The sequence below is a fragment of the Streptomyces sp. NBC_00210 genome, assembly GCF_045160975.1.
Taxonomy (GTDB): domain Bacteria; phylum Actinomycetota; class Actinomycetes; order Streptomycetales; family Streptomycetaceae; genus Streptomyces.
The window spans coordinates 2,669,090-2,684,062 of the sequence record NZ_CP108120.1; the positions used below are offsets into that span (position 1 = coordinate 2,669,090).

At 69.1% G+C, this 14,973-nt stretch carries 13 protein-coding genes; 6 read left to right on the forward strand and 7 right to left on the reverse strand.

From position 1 onward, the window contains the following. The first annotated feature begins 29 nt into the window (after window positions 1-29). Both OG729_RS11935 and OG729_RS11940 read left to right on the forward strand, forming a co-directional pair. Entirely contained in the window at window positions 30-1,397 is a 1,368-nt protein-coding gene (locus tag OG729_RS11935; RefSeq protein ID WP_405805924.1) for an L-serine ammonia-lyase, read from the forward strand. A gap of 244 nt (window positions 1,398-1,641) precedes the next feature. Further along, on the forward strand, window positions 1,642-2,028 hold the full coding sequence (locus OG729_RS11940) for an STAS domain-containing protein (protein ID WP_360881245.1): 387 nt from the start codon (window positions 1,642-1,644) through the stop codon (window positions 2,026-2,028). A gap of 80 nt (window positions 2,029-2,108) precedes the next feature. Here the strand turns inward: OG729_RS11940 and OG729_RS11945 are convergent, their stop codons facing one another. Then, window positions 2,109-2,324 carry an EF-hand domain-containing protein gene (locus OG729_RS11945; protein ID WP_405805926.1) on the reverse strand — a complete coding sequence of 72 codons (216 nt, stop codon included), beginning with the start codon at window positions 2,322-2,324 and terminating at the stop codon, window positions 2,109-2,111. Window positions 2,325-2,468: 144 nt separating this feature from the next. Between OG729_RS11945 and OG729_RS11950 the strand changes: the two genes are divergently transcribed. The 3 genes from OG729_RS11950 (at window position 2,469) to OG729_RS11960 (ending at window position 5,290) form a co-directional block, all read left to right on the forward strand. Continuing rightward, window positions 2,469-3,107, forward strand: coding sequence for a GNAT family N-acetyltransferase (locus tag OG729_RS11950; RefSeq protein ID WP_405805928.1), 639 nt, complete (start codon window positions 2,469-2,471; stop codon window positions 3,105-3,107). A gap of 220 nt (window positions 3,108-3,327) precedes the next feature. Continuing rightward, window positions 3,328-4,119 (forward strand): tRNA-dependent cyclodipeptide synthase, encoded by a 792-nt coding sequence (locus OG729_RS11955; RefSeq protein ID WP_405805929.1) that lies wholly within the window; start codon window positions 3,328-3,330, stop codon window positions 4,117-4,119. Next, on the forward strand, window positions 4,094-5,290 hold the full coding sequence (locus OG729_RS11960; RefSeq protein ID WP_405805931.1) for a cytochrome P450: 1,197 nt from the start codon (window positions 4,094-4,096) through the stop codon (window positions 5,288-5,290). The genes OG729_RS11955 and OG729_RS11960 overlap by 26 nt, the downstream gene beginning before the upstream one ends. A gap of 500 nt (window positions 5,291-5,790) precedes the next feature. Here the strand turns inward: OG729_RS11960 and OG729_RS11965 are convergent, their stop codons facing one another. The 6 genes from OG729_RS11965 to OG729_RS11990 form a co-directional block, all read right to left on the reverse strand. Then, window positions 5,791-6,966: a YncE family protein gene (locus OG729_RS11965; protein ID WP_405805933.1), complete on the reverse strand. Its 1,176-nt coding sequence runs from the start codon at window positions 6,964-6,966 to the stop codon at window positions 5,791-5,793. A 59-nt stretch (window positions 6,967-7,025) separates the two neighbouring features. Continuing rightward, window positions 7,026-7,805: a polysaccharide deacetylase family protein gene (locus OG729_RS11970; RefSeq protein WP_405811114.1), complete on the reverse strand. Its 780-nt coding sequence runs from the start codon at window positions 7,803-7,805 to the stop codon at window positions 7,026-7,028. 378 nt (window positions 7,806-8,183) lie between these two features. Further along, entirely contained in the window at window positions 8,184-8,687 is a 504-nt protein-coding gene (locus OG729_RS11975; protein ID WP_360881259.1) for an ATP-binding protein, read from the reverse strand. A gap of 262 nt (window positions 8,688-8,949) precedes the next feature. Next, entirely contained in the window at window positions 8,950-9,717 is a 768-nt protein-coding gene (locus OG729_RS11980; protein WP_360881261.1) for an enoyl-CoA hydratase-related protein, read from the reverse strand. A gap of 78 nt (window positions 9,718-9,795) precedes the next feature. Then, window positions 9,796-11,043, reverse strand: a complete 1,248-nt coding sequence (locus OG729_RS11985) for an Ig-like domain-containing protein (RefSeq protein ID WP_405805935.1) — start codon at window positions 11,041-11,043, stop codon at window positions 9,796-9,798. A 194-nt stretch (window positions 11,044-11,237) separates the two neighbouring features. Beyond that, window positions 11,238-12,464 carry an Ig-like domain-containing protein gene (locus OG729_RS11990; RefSeq protein ID WP_360881279.1) on the reverse strand — a complete coding sequence of 409 codons (1,227 nt, stop codon included), beginning with the start codon at window positions 12,462-12,464 and terminating at the stop codon, window positions 11,238-11,240. 170 nt (window positions 12,465-12,634) lie between these two features. On the opposite strand from OG729_RS11990, the gene glgX reads away from it, so the two are divergent. Continuing rightward, window positions 12,635-14,932: a glycogen debranching protein GlgX gene (gene glgX / locus OG729_RS11995; RefSeq protein ID WP_405805936.1), complete on the forward strand. Its 2,298-nt coding sequence runs from the start codon at window positions 12,635-12,637 to the stop codon at window positions 14,930-14,932. The last annotated feature ends 41 nt before the right edge of the window (window positions 14,933-14,973 follow it).

A 14,973-nucleotide genomic window follows, 5' to 3' on the forward strand; every position in this document is an offset into this window, starting at 1 on the left:
GCGTCTACCAACCCCGCTAGGAGTTCTCCGTGGCCATCTCGGTCTTCGACCTGTTCTCGATCGGCATCGGCCCGTCCAGCTCCCATACGGTGGGGCCGATGCGCGCCGCCCGTATGTTTGCGCGGCGGCTCAAGAACGAGGGCCTGCTGGCTCACACCACCGCGATACGCGCCGAGCTCTTCGGCTCCCTGGGCGCGACCGGCCACGGCCACGGGACCCCGAAGGCCGTACTGCTCGGGCTCGAGGGCAATTCCCCCCGTACGGTCGACGTCGAGAGCGCCGATGACCAGGTGGAGCGGATCAAGCAGCGAGGACGCATCAACATCCTCGGCATGCACGAGATCGACTTCGACTTCGGCAAGAACCTGATCCTGCACCGCCGCAAGGCGCTGCCGTACCACGCCAACGGCATGACGGTCTTCGCGTACGACGCCAAGGGCGAGACGGTCCTGGAGAAGACGTACTACTCGGTGGGCGGCGGCTTCGTCGTCGACGAGGACGCCGTCGGCGAGGACCGGATCGTGCTCGACGACACCGTGCTGAAGTACCCCTTCCGCACCGGCGACGAGCTGCTGCGGATGGCCAAGGACACCGGCCTGTCCATCTCCGCCCTGATGATGGAGAACGAGAAGACCTGGCGCTCCGAGGACGAGATCCGCGAGGGACTCCTGGAGATCTGGCAGGTCATGCAGGCCTGTGTCTCGCGCGGCATGTCCCGCGAGGGCATCCTGCCCGGCGGCCTCAAGGTCCGCCGCCGCGCGGCGAACTCCGCGCGCCAGCTGCGCGCCGAGGGCGACCCGCTGGCCCGCGCCATGGAGTGGATCACTCTGTACGCGATGGCCGTGAACGAGGAGAACGCCGCGGGCGGGCGCGTCGTGACCGCCCCCACCAACGGCGCCGCGGGCATCATCCCGGCGGTGCTGCACTACTACATGAACTTCGTGCCCGGCGCCGACGAGGAGGGCGTGGTCCGCTTCCTGCTCGCCGCGGGCGCGATCGGCATGCTCTTCAAGGAGAACGCCTCGATCTCCGGCGCCGAGGTCGGCTGCCAGGGCGAGGTCGGCTCCGCCTGTTCGATGGCCGCGGGCGCACTCGCGGAGGTACTCGGCGGCACCCCCGAGCAGGTCGAGAACGCCGCTGAGATCGGCATGGAGCACAACCTCGGGCTCACCTGTGACCCGGTCGGCGGTCTGGTCCAGATCCCGTGCATCGAGCGCAACGGAATGGCGGCGGTGAAGGCCGTGACGGCGGCGAGGATGGCGATGCGCGGGGACGGCAGCCACAAGGTCTCGCTGGACAAGGTCATCAAGACGATGAAGGACACGGGCGCGGACATGTCGGTGAAGTACAAGGAGACCGCGCGCGGCGGTCTCGCGGTGAACATCATCGAGTGCTGAGACCCCGGCGGCAGGCTCGGCGGGGCAGCCCCTGGGTTCGGAGTAGGTCAGCGGTGATCGTCACCGCTGACCAAGCCCTCGGCCGGTCAAGCCAGTTCACTGGAATTCACCCGCACGGGGGAGCTTCAGGAGCTCCGAACGTTTTTTCTCCTCCGCGCCCCCAGTGCCTCGCACTAATGTCGGGGCCTGTTCACCCAGGCCCCCGGCCGCCAGACCACGCCCGCCGCACCAAGGAGGCACAGCCATGACCGAGGGGCTGACTTCCAGCTCGTACGACTTACGCGCGCCCCTTCCGGGGCCGTACGGCCGCCTCTACCGCAGCCGTACCCGTACCGTCGTCGAGCTGCACGGTGAGATCGACATCGCCGCGGCCACGCTGATCGGGGCGTACCTGGATGTCGTCACCGCCATACGCGAGCACGAAGTGGTGGTCGATCTGACGCATGTGGCGTTCTTCGACTGCTCCGGCCTTGCGCTGTTGTGCCGGGCGCGGCGGCGCACCCACGAGAACGGCGGGCGGATGTGGGTGGTGTGCGGCCGGCCGGCGGTCCTGCGGGTGTTCCGGGCGGGCGGGGTGCTGGAGGCCTTCGGCACTCTGCCGACGCTGGAGGCGGCGCTTGCGGCTGACTGAGCGGCCGCAGCGCCGTCGGTCCCCGGCGGGCCGGGGGGCCTCCCCCAGAGCCTTCGGCCCGGGAGGGGTCCCCAGGTGGATCAGGCCTTGTTCAGCGAGTCCCAGAACTCCTCGAACGTCAGCTGACCGTCGCCGTTCCCGTCCTTCGTCTTGATCACTGCCTCGGCGACCGTCTCGGTGACATGGAAGTCGCCCAGCTGCGCCATCACGCTCTTGTACTCCGCAGCCGTGATCAGGCCGTCGCCGTTCAGGTCGTAGCGCTCGAACGCCCTGCGCGCCTCTTCGATGTCCGCCACTGCTTCCGCCCCTTCTTCGTGCCTTACTGACGAGGTCAGATTATCGGCCCACGCTCCGCTCACCCGCATGCACCCGTCCTACGTCCTCAGGGGAGAGACCTGGGCCTCCGCGGGTGGAGACTCATGAGGAGAAAGGACACGGAAATGAGCGAGGCACTGGCGAGGATCCTGGCAGCCGCGGCGGCCGGGGAGTTCCCGCCCGCGGACGGCCGTACGACGGTGATCGGGCAGCCGAACGCCCGCGACGCCGGCGTACTGGCCCTCACCGCGCACTCGGTGATCTTCACTGACGAGGATCCCGAGTGGGTACGGGCCGAGCTCGCCGCGACCGACTCCGACCGGCTGGCAGCCGCGATGAACCCGTCGTTCCTGGCCGCCATGCTGGCCCGCACCGGCCGCTCGATGAACACCATCGACCTGGTGACGGTCGCCCCGGCGCTGCCCGGCCGGCCCGAGCTCGAGCTGCATGAGATCGAGGACCCGGACCACCCGCGGGTTGCGCGGGCCATGAAGTACCGCGACGGCGTACGGGTGTGGGCCGCCGACGGCGGTGTGGTGATCCTCGGCCGGGGCGTGACCGGCCGATGGGAGACCGCGATCGAGGTGGACGAACGGGCACGCGGCCGGGGCCTCGGCCTGGCGCTGGCGACGGCTGCCCGTCACGTGGTGCCGGACTCGGTGGTGTGGGCCCAGCAGTCGCCCGGCAACGCCCGCAGCGTGCGGACCTTCCAGGCGGCGGGCTTCCGGCCGGTGGGCTCGGAGGCACTGTTCATGGCCGGCTGAAAGGCCGACTCAATGGCCGGCCGACAGAAGCTGACAGAAAAGGCTTCAACTATCCTTCCGTAGAGCGGAAGTTGATTTTCGGTCCCGCTGGAATCGGTTCTCGCCAAACCCCCGGTGGACCTTCGTCACTCTCCGCCGCACGGCGTTAACTTCGTGGCGTCGCCGCCACACCAGGAGCACAGGGCTCCCAGGGACAAGCGGCGCAAGGGTGATGTCAACAGTGACGATCACAACCGACTCATTCACGGTCCGGCCCTTCACCCGTAACTGTCAGTTCATTTGGGGCGAAGGCGACCATGTCCTGATCGGGGTTTCCCCGGGGAACAGCTATTTCTCCGCAGCACGCATCACAGAACTCGCGCGCTGGGCGTCCCCGCGCTTCACCGCGGTGGATTTCGTGTATGCCGATCTGCATGTGGCGGCCGTCTTCGCGGCGCTCGGGCACGCTCCCGAGCAGGCGGCCCGGCGCGCGACCAAGGAGCTCAAGGCCGTAAGGAGGCGGATCCTGGCCGGAGTTGAGGCGGCCGGGCCGCCGGGCCGGCAGATCGGGGTGCGGGCGCTGTCGGAATTCTCGGACGATCCCGTGTACGCGCTGCTGCACCGGCGCGTACAGCATTTCCTCGCCACCGACACGGACGAGGATTTCCGCAAGAGCTGCGACCGGATGGTCCAGCAGTTTCTGGCGCCCAAACTGGCCGCCGGGGAATCCGTCACGCCGGAACAGCGGTCCGCGTGTCTCGACTACATCGCGGCCGAACTCCCCTTCTTCCTCGACACTCCGGGGATTCTCGGCGTCCCTTCCTCCGTCTCCTGCTACCACGTGCTGATGCCGCTGACGGAACTTCTCTTCGGAAAGGGCGGCGGACTGCGGGCCGCCCGCAATCAGGCCTACGCGGTCGTGCAGCCCGAGGTATCCGTAGCACCCGAAGCCCCGAACACACCCGAAGCACCCGAAGCACCCGAAGCACCCGAAAGGAGCGCAACCGATGACAGCCGAGCACGAGCAGCTTGACTTCCCGCTTTCCCGGCGGGGCGACGTGCTCCCCGCGGAGTGCGCCCAGCTGCGCGAGAAGGAGCCGGTGGCCAAGGTGCGCACCATCACCGGCGACAGCGCCTGGCTGGTGAGCAGTTATCGACTGGCCAAACAGGTCCTGGAGGACGAGCGGTTCAGCCTCAAGGACACCGCCACCCTCGGAGTGCCCCGCCAATATGCGCTGACGATCCCGCCCGAGGTCGTCAACAACATGGGGAACATCAACAGCGCCGGGCTGCGCGGCGCGGTGATGAGGGCACTCAGTCCACGGGCCGACGACGGGCTGCACGACTGGCTGCGCGGCCAGGCGGACGCGCTCATCGACAGGCTGTTCACCGAGGGCCCGCCGGTCGATCTGCGCGCCGGTTTCGCCGACCCGTTCTCGGCCGCGCTGCACTGCAAGGTGATCGGGGTCCCGTTCCGGGACTGGCGGCGGCTGATGTCGGGCCTGGACATCGCCTTCATGACCAGCGCCCGCCCCTTCGAGGGCGCGGGCCTGAACTGGTACAAGGACCTCGACTACATGGTCGAGCGGCTGAACGTGCCGGAGGCCGAACGCTCTGGTCTGCTGGGCCAGTTGGCGGCCCTGCGCGAGGACGAGGAGTCGGCGCATCTGACCGACGAGATGCTCGCCACCGTCGCCGTGTCGCTGTTCGGCGCGGGCGCGGTCTCCACGTCCGCCTTCCTGGTGCTTGCCGTGCTTGCGCTGCTCCAGCGCCCCGAGCTGATCGGTTATCTGCGCCGGCACCCGGAGCGGATGGGGCCAGCCGTCGACGAGCTGCTGCGCTGGAACCTGTCGATCGGCGACGGACTGCCCCGGCTCGCCGTCGCCGACGTGCAGCTCGGCGATGTCCTGGTCCGCAAGGGCGAGTTGGTGCTTGTCCTGGTGGAGGGGGCGAACTTCGACCCGGAGGTCTTCGAGGATCCCGAGCGTCTGGACCTGGGGCGGGAGCGCAATCCGCATCTGTCCTTCGGGGGCGGCCGCCATTTCTGTCCGGCCTCGGCACTGGGCCGGCTGCACGCCGAGACGGCTCTGGCCGCGCTGGTCGACCGGCTGCCGCGGCTGCGGCTCGCGGTGCCGGACGATCAGCTGGTGTGGCGTACGGGGTTCATCAAACGGCTGCCGGAGAGGCTGCCGGTGCTGTGGTGAGCGGGGGCGTTTCCCCACCCCGCCCTCCCCCTACGGCCTGGCGGCCGTGGGAGGTACCCCCAGCCCGTAACTGGGGCAAGCCCCCAGCCCCCCGCGCGCCGGCTGCGCGGCGCGGCCCCCGGGGCTTCGCCCCTGGACCCCGGACGCCCTTCGGCCGTGTCCTCAATCGCCGGACAGGCTCAAAATGAGCCCCTTCGGCGATTGAGGAGCGGGGCGTCCCCCCACGCTCGCCGGGCATAGGGGGAGTGTCCTCAATGGCCACGAACTTGATTTCCGCCGGTCGGCCTGCAGGCTCAGGCCGACTGGCGGGAAATTCAAGCCCCGTCGGCGTTTGAGGGTGGGGGTCCCCCACACCCGCAGGGCGTAGGGGAGGGTCCGGGGCGGAGCCCCGAAAGCCGGCCCGTCCGGCGATTGAGGACCTTGGCCGGGGCAGAGCCCCGAAAACCAGCACCGCCGACGATTGAGGCGCGGGTGGCCGGAGCGGGCCCCCGCGCCCCGCGCTAGCGGAAGACGCCCGTGTGGCCCAGCGAATAGCGTCCCGGCTGTGGATAGACCGCGAGGCCGTGCGGGCCGCTCCCCACCGGGATACGCGCCAGCTGCTTGCCGGTCGTCGTGTCGATCGCGTACACCTCCGCGTCGTAACGCCCCGACAGCCACAGCACCTTGCCGTCCGCCGACACACCGCCCATGTCGGGGCTGCCGCCGTCCGGCAGCCACCACTTGTCGGTCAGCCTGTCCTGCGCGAAGTCGAAGATCGAGATGGATCCCTCGCCGCGGTTGGAGATGTACATCACCCTGGAGTCCCGGCTGATGTAAAGCCCGTGGCACCCCTTGCCGGTGGGCAGCAGCATGGGCGTGGTGAACTTCGCGCCGTCGAGCACCCACACGCCGTGCGCCATCATGTCGGCGATGTAGAAGGTCTTGCCGTCCGGGGAGAGCTTCACGTCCTGCGGCATCGCGCCGTGGAAGGGCAGCTTCTGCTGGCCGATGACCTCCATCGTCTCCGTGTCGACCTTGAGCAGCTCACCGGAGAACTCGCAGGACACGACGAAGTACTTGCCGTCGGCGGAGAAGTCCGTGTGGTTGACGCCGTAGCAGGAGACCGGGGTGACCTTGAGGGGGCTCATCGTGTGCGGGTCGCGGAAGACGAGTTCACGGTCCAGCGATGCCATGACGATGGCGTACTTGCCGTTGGGCGTGAAGTAGAGGTTGTACGGGTCGTGCACCTCGACCGGCTTGCCCGCGACTCCGGTGGCCGGGTCGATCGGAGTGAGCGTATGGCCGCGGTTGTTGTTGACCCAGAGCGTCTTCATGTCCCAGGACGGGACGACGTGCTGCGGCTGGACACCGACCGGGATCGTCTCGATGACCTTGTACGTCGTGGGGTCGATGACCGAGACGGAGTTGGAGTTGGTGTTGGGGACGTACACCCGGGACGGGAAGTCCCGGACCACCGGCGAGAGTTGACCCGGCCGGTCCGCCGCGTAGATGTCCTTCGGGTCGAGCACCGGAGGCATGCCGGGAAGCCCGGCCGGGGCGGCCTTCTTCGGCCTGTCGGGCGGCACCGCGGCCTTGGTGTCGAGCGCCTCCGTCCTGGCGGGAGGTGAGCTGCAGCCCGCGAGGAGAGCGAGCAGTGCGCCGGCGAACAGCGCCGCGGCCCGCGTTGCGCTCCTCATGGCGATTCTCCTGGCGGTACGCCGGGGGGTCCTCTTGGCGAGGGAAGTGGTCGGGTGCATCAGCTCAGCAGCTCCGTGGTGGTGACCGCGCGCAGCCCGCGGCGGTGGAGGTCGTCGAGGATGGCGGGCAGTGCGGCGACCGTGTCCGCATGGCCGAAGTGCAGGCTCACCACCGATCCGCGCTGGATCTGCCCGGTGACATTGCCGATGACGGCTTCGGCGCCGGGTGAGGTGAAGTCGAGGGAGTCGACGTCGTACGAGAGGACGTGCGGGTAGCCCGCCCGGGCGGCGAGTCTGGTGACGAGAGGGGTCGCGTCCTTCGCACGGGAGGGGCGGAACCAGGTGCCGACGGAGCCGGTGAGCCGGCGCAGTCTTTCGGCACAGTCGGTGATCTCGGCGTATGCCTCGGTCTCGGGCATCGTCGAGACGGCCAGATGGCGCTGGGTGTGATTGCCGAGGTCATGGCCGCCGTCGAGGATCCGGCGGGCGATCCGCGGGTACTGGTCGAGCCAGCTGCCGACGGCGAGCACGGTGATGCGGGCGCCGACCCGTTCGGCCTCGGCGAGCAGGGCCTGGGCGATGGCCGGGTCGCCCTGGCCGTGGAAGGTCAGGGCCACCCCGTCGCGTTCGCGCGGGCCGTGCGTGATCTGGGCGGGCTGTCCGGGAAAGCGACGGGGGGCGGGTGCCGGGCGGGCAGAACGGGCGGAACGGGACGGCGGGGCCGGGGCGGCAGGGGACGCCGGAGCGGGACCGCTGCCGGTACAGCCCGAGGCGAGGGCGCCCGCGGCGACGGCTCCCGCTCCGGCGCGCAGTGCGCCGCGGCGGTCGATCGGGGTCACGGGAAAGCTCGGGGTCACGGGAAAGCACAGTAGGGGCGAAGTGGGCCAAATATAACGATTGACCCAATTCGGGACGTTTGCCGGTCATCGCTGCCGACATCACCCGACAGGCAAGGAAATCAATGAATCACCCGCCCGATCCCATTTCTATTCACCATTTATGAGGCGGGTGGCCCATCTCACCTACGATCCATTTCGAACATGGTGCTGTTTGCCGACTTATATCCGTGTAAGGACTTTTGGCGAGAGAGCCCCCGTCTGCCATAGTCGGTGATACGACCCCCATTGACCCGGGCGAGGTCGTCGAAGGCCGCCGTGGATACACCCCCCCGATCCACGGCGCTCCGCAGAAGCCCCCGTTCAGGGGGCTTCTGTGTGTCAGCGGTCGGTGACCCGCATCTCGAACCAGGTGGTCTTGCCGCGCGGCAGCAGATCCACACCCCATCGGTCGGAGAGCTTGTCGACGAGGAAGAGCCCGCGGCCGCTGGTGTCCATCTCCTGGACCGGCATCAGACACGGCAGACCGCGCGAGGGATCGCGGACCTCGATCCTGATCCAGCCACGGCGGCGCAGCATCCGCAACCCGAAGACCCGCGCGCCGGTATGGCGTACCGCGTTGCCCACCAGCTCCGACACCAGTAACACCGCGTGCTCGGCGGTCTGCGCGGGAAGCGCCCACTGACGCAGCACAACGCACTGGGTCAGTCGCCGGGCGGTGGCGGCGGACTCGGGGCGGGAGGGAAGTCGCACTTCCTCGTCCGTGGGGTTGCCGAACAACTCCAGCGCCTTGAGGGCCTGTTCGTCCTCGACCACTGGCGCCCACCGCGCCGCGGCAGAGCTGCCGCGCTGCCGCGGCTGTTCCACACCTTCGAGGCCCGCCATGCCCCCATCATGGCCGCAAAGAGTGACCGACGGGGCCGTTCCAGCGGAATAGGGCCCCCGGAACCAGACGTTCCGGGGGGACCTGTTGGCATATGACTGTGGCCTCATACCAACCCTGATACCCATCCTGAGCTGCCCTGACGCCTTGCTTGCGAATGATCACAAAGAGCAGCGGGCCGCGGGGACTTAAGGCTGTCTTAAGACTCAGCTAAGCCACACACAGGGTTGACGCCGGATGCGCAAGCACCCAACAGGACTTAATTCAGAGGAACTTGGCCTTACCCGGACCCTCCTCCACAAAGCTGCGCATCCCGCGCTCGCGGTCCTCCGTCGCGAACAGGCCCGCGAACCAGTTCCGTTCGATGGCCAGGCCCGTCTCGATGTCCGTCTCAAGACCCGCGTCGATGGACTCCTTGGCGGCACGCAGCGCCAGCGCCGGCCCCTGCGCCAGCTTCGCGGCCCAGGCGCGCGCCTGCTCGTACACCTCGGCGGCGGGGACCACCCGGTCGACCAGACCCAGTCCCAGCGCCTCGTCCGCCTTCACCATGCGACCGGTGAAAATCAGGTCCTTGGCCTTGGAGGGACCGATCAGCCGCGACAGCCGCTGGGTGCCGCCGGCGCCCGGAATCAGGCCCAGCAGGATCTCCGGCTGGCCGAGCTTGGCGTTGTCCGCCGCGATCCGGAAGTCGGCACAGAGCGCCAGCTCGCAACCGCCGCCCAGTGCATAGCCGGTGACGGCCGCGACGACGGGCTTGGGGATACGGGCGACGGCGGTGAAGGAGTCCTGCAGGGCCCGGGACCGTACGACCATCGCCGCGTGGTCCATGGCCTGCATCTCCTTGATGTCCGCGCCGGCCGCGAACACCTTCTCGCCGCCGTACAGGATCACGGCCCGTACGTCGTCGCGGCGGGTCGCCTCCTCGGCCAGCTCGCGCAGCCGGTCCTGGACGGCGATGTCCAGCGCGTTCATCGGCGGGCGGTCGAGACGGATGGTGCCGACGCCTTCGGAGACCTCGAGAGAAACAGTCATGAAGGCGAGGTTAGTCCCCGTTAACGCGAACGGGCCCGGTGCTGTTGCTCACAGCACCGGGCCCGGCGGGCGAAGCTTTTACTTGGTCCACTCGGCCCAGGACATGTTCCAGCCGTTCAGGCCGTTCTCCGGGGAGATCTGCTTGTCCTTGGAGTTCTTCACGATCACCACGTCGCCGATGATCGAGCTGTCGAAGAACCAGGCCGCCGGGGTGCTGCTGTCCCCCGCGCCCCGTGCGTCCCGCAGGCCCACACAGCCGTGGCTGACATTCGCCGATCCGAAGGTCCCGGACGAGGCCCAGTAGTTGCCGTGCACGAACGTGCCCGTGTTGGACAGACGCATCGCGTGCGGCACGTCCTTGATGTCGTACTCGCCGCCGAAGCCGACGGTGGCGCCGTTCATCCGGGTCACCTTGTACTTCTCGCTGATGACCATCTCGCCGTTGTACGTGGTGGTCGACGGCGCGCCCGCGGTGATCGGGATGTCCTTGATCTCCTTGCCGTCCCGGACGACCTTCATCCGGTGCTCCTTCGCGTCCACGGTGGAGACCTGGCTGCGGCCGATGGTGAACTTCACCGTCTTGGACTGCTTGCCGTACACCCCGGGGCGGCCCTCGACGCCGTCCAGATTGAGCTTCACGGTCACCTTGGTGCCCGCCGCCCAGTACTTCTCCGGGCGGAAGTCGAGGCGGTCGTTGCCGAACCAGTGGCCCTCGACCGGCACCGCCGGCACCGCGGTCACCTTGATGGCCTTCTCGACGGCCTCCGGGTTGGTGATGCCGCGGGTGAAGTTGATCGAGACCGGCATGCCGACGCCGACCGTCGCACCGTCCTCGGGCGTGTACTGCCCGAGGAAGGTGTTCTTCGGTACGAGCGTGGTGAAGGTGGTGTCCTTCGCCGACTCACGTCCGTCCGCGTCCTTCGCGACCGCGTGCACCTTGTACTTGGTGGAGCCCGCCAGATGCTGCAGCGGCTGCCAACTGGCGCCGTCCGCGGCGACCTTGCCCTCGATCGCGGCGCCCTTGTCGTCCTGGACCGTGACCGTGATCAGCTTGCCCTTGGCCGCGGTGACCTTGAGTACACCGCTGGTGGCGACCGAGGAGGCGCCGTCCTTGGGCGCGATGGTCACCACCGCCTGGGAGGCCGCGTTCCCGACCTGCCCGCCGTCCTTACCGCCCTTGCCGTCGCCGCCCTTGTCGTCGCCGCCCCCGCACGCCGTCACAAGCACCAGCAGCGCCCCCAGCACCAGAGCCGGCACAGCGGCGCCCCCACGCCTGCGCCCGCCGAAGCCCCTGGCCGACGCCCCCGATATCGGCTGCCCGTTCAAAATGGTCTCTCCCCTCGCACGGCCTGGCCCCGCCACGGCCCGCACCCCCGCGCGCCTCACGCACGCACGGCGATAGATAATCACACCGTGGGTAGTGGATCGTCCCCACGAATGTCACCGTTCAGTCCCAACTTGTCCGGGGAGCTCATCTGAAGCGGTGCGGGTCCAGCAGGTCAGCGAGGTCCTGGCGAGGGTCAGTTCAGCGCGGAACCGGCTTTCCACTCCGGCCAGCCCAGGTTCCAGCCGCTGAGGCCATTGCTGGGATCGACCTTTTTGTCCTTCGAGTTGACCACCTCGACCACATCACCGATCAGGGTCCGGTCGAAGAACCAGCCGGCCGGGGTGTCCTCACTGCCGCCCTTCACATCGCGCAGTCCGACACAGCCGTGCGAGACGTTCACCGAGCCGAAGGTGTCGGACGCGGCCCAGTAGTTGCCGTGGATGAAGGTGCCCGAGTCGGTCAGCCGCATGGCGTGCGGAACGTCCTTGATGTCGTACTCGCCCTTTCCGTTCCGCTTCTTGAAGCCGACCGTCGCACCGTTCATCCGGGTCACGTCGAACATCTCCGTGACCACCATCTTTCCGTTGTACGTGGTCGACTTGGGCGCCCCGGCCGTGATCGGCACCTTCGCCAGAATCCCCCCGTCGCGCCGGACCTCCATGGTGTGCGCCGCCGCATCGACCCGTGAGACCTGCGAGCGGCCCACGGTGAAGGCGACGGTCCGCTGCTGGATGCCGTAGACGCCGGGCGCCGCCTCGACGTCGCGCAGCCGCAGGTCGACCGTGACCCTGGTGCCCGGCTTCCAGTACTCGCGCGGGCGGAAGTCCAGGCGCTCCTTGCCGAACCAGTGGCCGACGATCTCGACCGGCGGCTCCGAGCTGACGCGGATGGCGCGCTGGACGGCCGCACGATCCTCGATCTCCCGGTTGAAGTCGAACGAGACGATCATTCCGGTGCCCACGGTCGCGCGGTTCTCCGGCTTGAAGTAGCCGATGAACCGGCGCTCGGGGACCCGGGTGGTGAACGTGGTGTGGCGGGCCGAGCGACGGCCGTGCGCGTCCAGGGCGACCACGTCGACGCTGTACTTGGCGGCGAGGTCCAGCCGGGTACCCCTGTCCAGAGTCCAGCGCAGGCCGTCCTCGGAGATCAGGCCGTGGATCTCGGTGGGCTGAGCATCCTCGATCTGCACCACCTTGACCCGCTCGAGACGCCCGCTGGGCAGTCGCACCTCGAGAGGGCCCCGGGGGCCGACCCCCTTCGCGCCGTCCTCGGGGGTCACTCGGATGACCTCCTCGGCCGACCGCGGCTTGTTGCCGATGTCGAGGTCCCCGCCGGTGCAGCCGGTGAGCCCGGCCATCAGTCCTGCCCATGCCAGGGCGAAGGTCATGCCCTGCCGTGCCCGCTTCAGTACGTGTTTCACATACCGCCCAACGACCACGCCCCTCCAGGGGAAACGTGAGCGCAGGGGCATGTTGGGACAAGAGCAGCGCGGGCAGAACAGGTGGGAGGACCACGCGTGGGACGCTGCGGCCGGGACGCCGTGAGCCCCTTCACGTCAGCGGGGCCCGACGAGCCGCGGGAGGCCGGCAGGTGTCGAGCGCAGCCGAGCAGGAGACAGTGCAGGAGGAGGTGCCGGGCGACCTTCCCGGCCCACTCCTGACGGCCGGGGACACGGCCGGAACCACGGCCGGCGTCAACGGCCGCCATCGGGAGCCGGACACCCGCAGGCTGTCGGTGTGGCCGGGCGCGCCGACGCCGCTCGGGGCCCGTTTCCGGGTCGGCCCCGACGGGGTCGCGGGGACCAACTTCGCGCTCTGGGCGGGCGGAGCGGAGGCGGCCGAGCTGTGCCTCTTCGACGACACGGGGGTGGAGACGCGGCTGCCGCTGACCGAGCTGACCCATGAGATCTGGCACGGCTTCGTGCCCGGGATCCGGCCGGGACAGCGGTACGGCTACCGGGTGCACGGGCGCTGGGACCCGTGGACCGGCGCCCGCTGGAATCCGGCGAAGCTGCTGCTCGATCCGTATGCACGCGCGGTGGACGCGGGCCGGGGGAACGACTACTGCGAGCTGCCCGCCGAGGTGTACGGGCATGTGCGCGACTGGCCGCAGCAGCATGTCGCCGACACCGTGCGCGACGACCGGGACTCGGCCCCGTTCGTACCCAAGGGCGTTGTCGTCCACGATGACGACGACTGGTCGGACGATCGCAGGCCCAAGACCCCGTGGGCGGACTCGGTCATCTACGAACTCCATGTGCGCGGCTTCACCAAGCTGCATCCCGGGATTCCGCACGAGCTGCGGGGCACCTACGCCGGCCTGGCGCATCCGGCGGCGATCGGTCATCTCGTACGGCTCGGAGTCACCGCGGTCGAACTGCTCCCCGTGCACCAGTACGCCCACGAGGACCATCTGCTCAAGCGCGGGCTGCGCAACTACTGGGGCTACAACTCCATCGGCTACTTCGCGCCCCATGCCGCGTACTCGGCGAGCGGTACCCGCGGTGAGCAGGTCGGCGAGTTCAAACGGATGGTGCGGGCGCTGCACGCCGCCGGGATCGAGGTGATCCTCGATGTGGTCTACAACCACACTGCGGAGGCGGGTCAGCTGGGGCCGACGCTGTCCCTGCGCGGCATCGACAACCGCGGCTACTACCGGCTCCAGTCGGACGCCCGGGCGTACGCGGACTACACCGGCTGCGGCAACACCCTGCATGTGGTGAAGCCACATGTGCTGCGGCTGATCACCGATTCGCTGCGCTACTGGGTGACCGAGATGGGTGTCGACGGCTTCCGCTTCGACCTGGCGGCGGCACTGGCCCGCTCCATGCACGACGTCGACATGCTCTCCCCCTTTCTCGCGGTCATCGCCCAGGACCCCGTGCTGCGGCGCGTCAAGCTGATCGCCGAGCCGTGGGACGTGGGCAATGGCGGCTACCAGGTGGGCGCGTTCCCGCCGCTGTGGACCGAGTGGAACGACCGGTACCGGGACGCCGTACGGGACTTCTGGCGCGGCGCGCTGCCCGACGTACGCGACCTTGGATACCGGCTCTCGGGGTCCAGCGATCTGTACGCCTGGGGCGGGCGGCGGCCGTACGCCTCCATCAACTTCGTCACCGCGCACGACGGGTTCACCGTGCGCGACCTGGTCAGTTACGAGCAGAAGCACAATGAGGCCAACGTGGAGGGCAACCGCGACGGCACGAACGACAACCGGTCCTGGAACTGCGGCGCGGAGGGCGAGACGGACGATCCGCACATCAACGCGCTGCGGCGGCGCCAGGTGCGCAACCTGCTGACCACTCTGCTCGTGTCGACGGGCGTGCCGATGCTGGTCGCGGGCGACGAGATGGGCCGTACGCAGGGCGGCAGCAACAACGCGTACTGCCAGGACAACGAGGTGAGCTGGCTGGACTGGTCCCTGCTGGAGCGCCCGGGACCGCGCGGGGTGCTGGAGCTGACCACCCGGCTGCTGGCCGTGCGCCACACTCACCCGGTGCTGCGCCGGCGCGCCTTCTTCTCGGGCCGCGCCCATGCGGCGGACGGCCTGCGGGACCTGGCCTGGTTCACGCCGCACGGCAGAGAGATGACGGAACAGGACTGGTACGCACCGGCGTCGACCCTGGCGCTCTATCTGTCGGGCCGCGACATCCCGGGACGTGACGCGCGTGGCGCGGAGGTGACGGACGACAGCTTCCTGACGATCCTGCACTCGGCGGACCGCCCGGTGAGCTTCCAGCTCCCCGGGCCGCCCTGGGCGCAGGCCTACGAGCTGGTGGTCGACACCTCGCGGGAGGACCAGGATTCGGCGCCGGGGACGGTGCACCGGGGCGGCGAGACCTTGACGGTGCCGCCCCGGTCGGTGCTGTTGCTGAAGGTCAGGACGTAGGAGGTGCTCGGCGCCGGCCGATGCCCCCGGAAAACCACATG

What these genes read in the sequence shown, in the direction of transcription:
- OG729_RS11940 (WP_360881245.1), top strand. Translation starts at nt 1,642, where the DNA reads ATGACCGAGGGGCTGACTTCCAGCTCGTACGACTTACGCGCGCCCCTT.
- OG729_RS11950 (WP_405805928.1), top strand. Translation starts at nt 2,469, where the DNA reads ATGAGCGAGGCACTGGCGAGGATCCTGGCAGCCGCGGCGGCCGGGGAG.
- OG729_RS11960 (WP_405805931.1), top strand. Translation starts at nt 4,094, where the DNA reads ATGACAGCCGAGCACGAGCAGCTTGACTTCCCGCTTTCCCGGCGGGGC.
- OG729_RS11965 (WP_405805933.1), bottom strand. Translation starts at nt 6,966, where the DNA reads ATGAGGAGCGCAACGCGGGCCGCGGCGCTGTTCGCCGGCGCACTGCTC.
- OG729_RS11975 (WP_360881259.1), bottom strand. Translation starts at nt 8,687, where the DNA reads ATGGCGGGCCTCGAAGGTGTGGAACAGCCGCGGCAGCGCGGCAGCTCT.
- OG729_RS11980 (WP_360881261.1), bottom strand. Translation starts at nt 9,717, where the DNA reads ATGACTGTTTCTCTCGAGGTCTCCGAAGGCGTCGGCACCATCCGTCTC.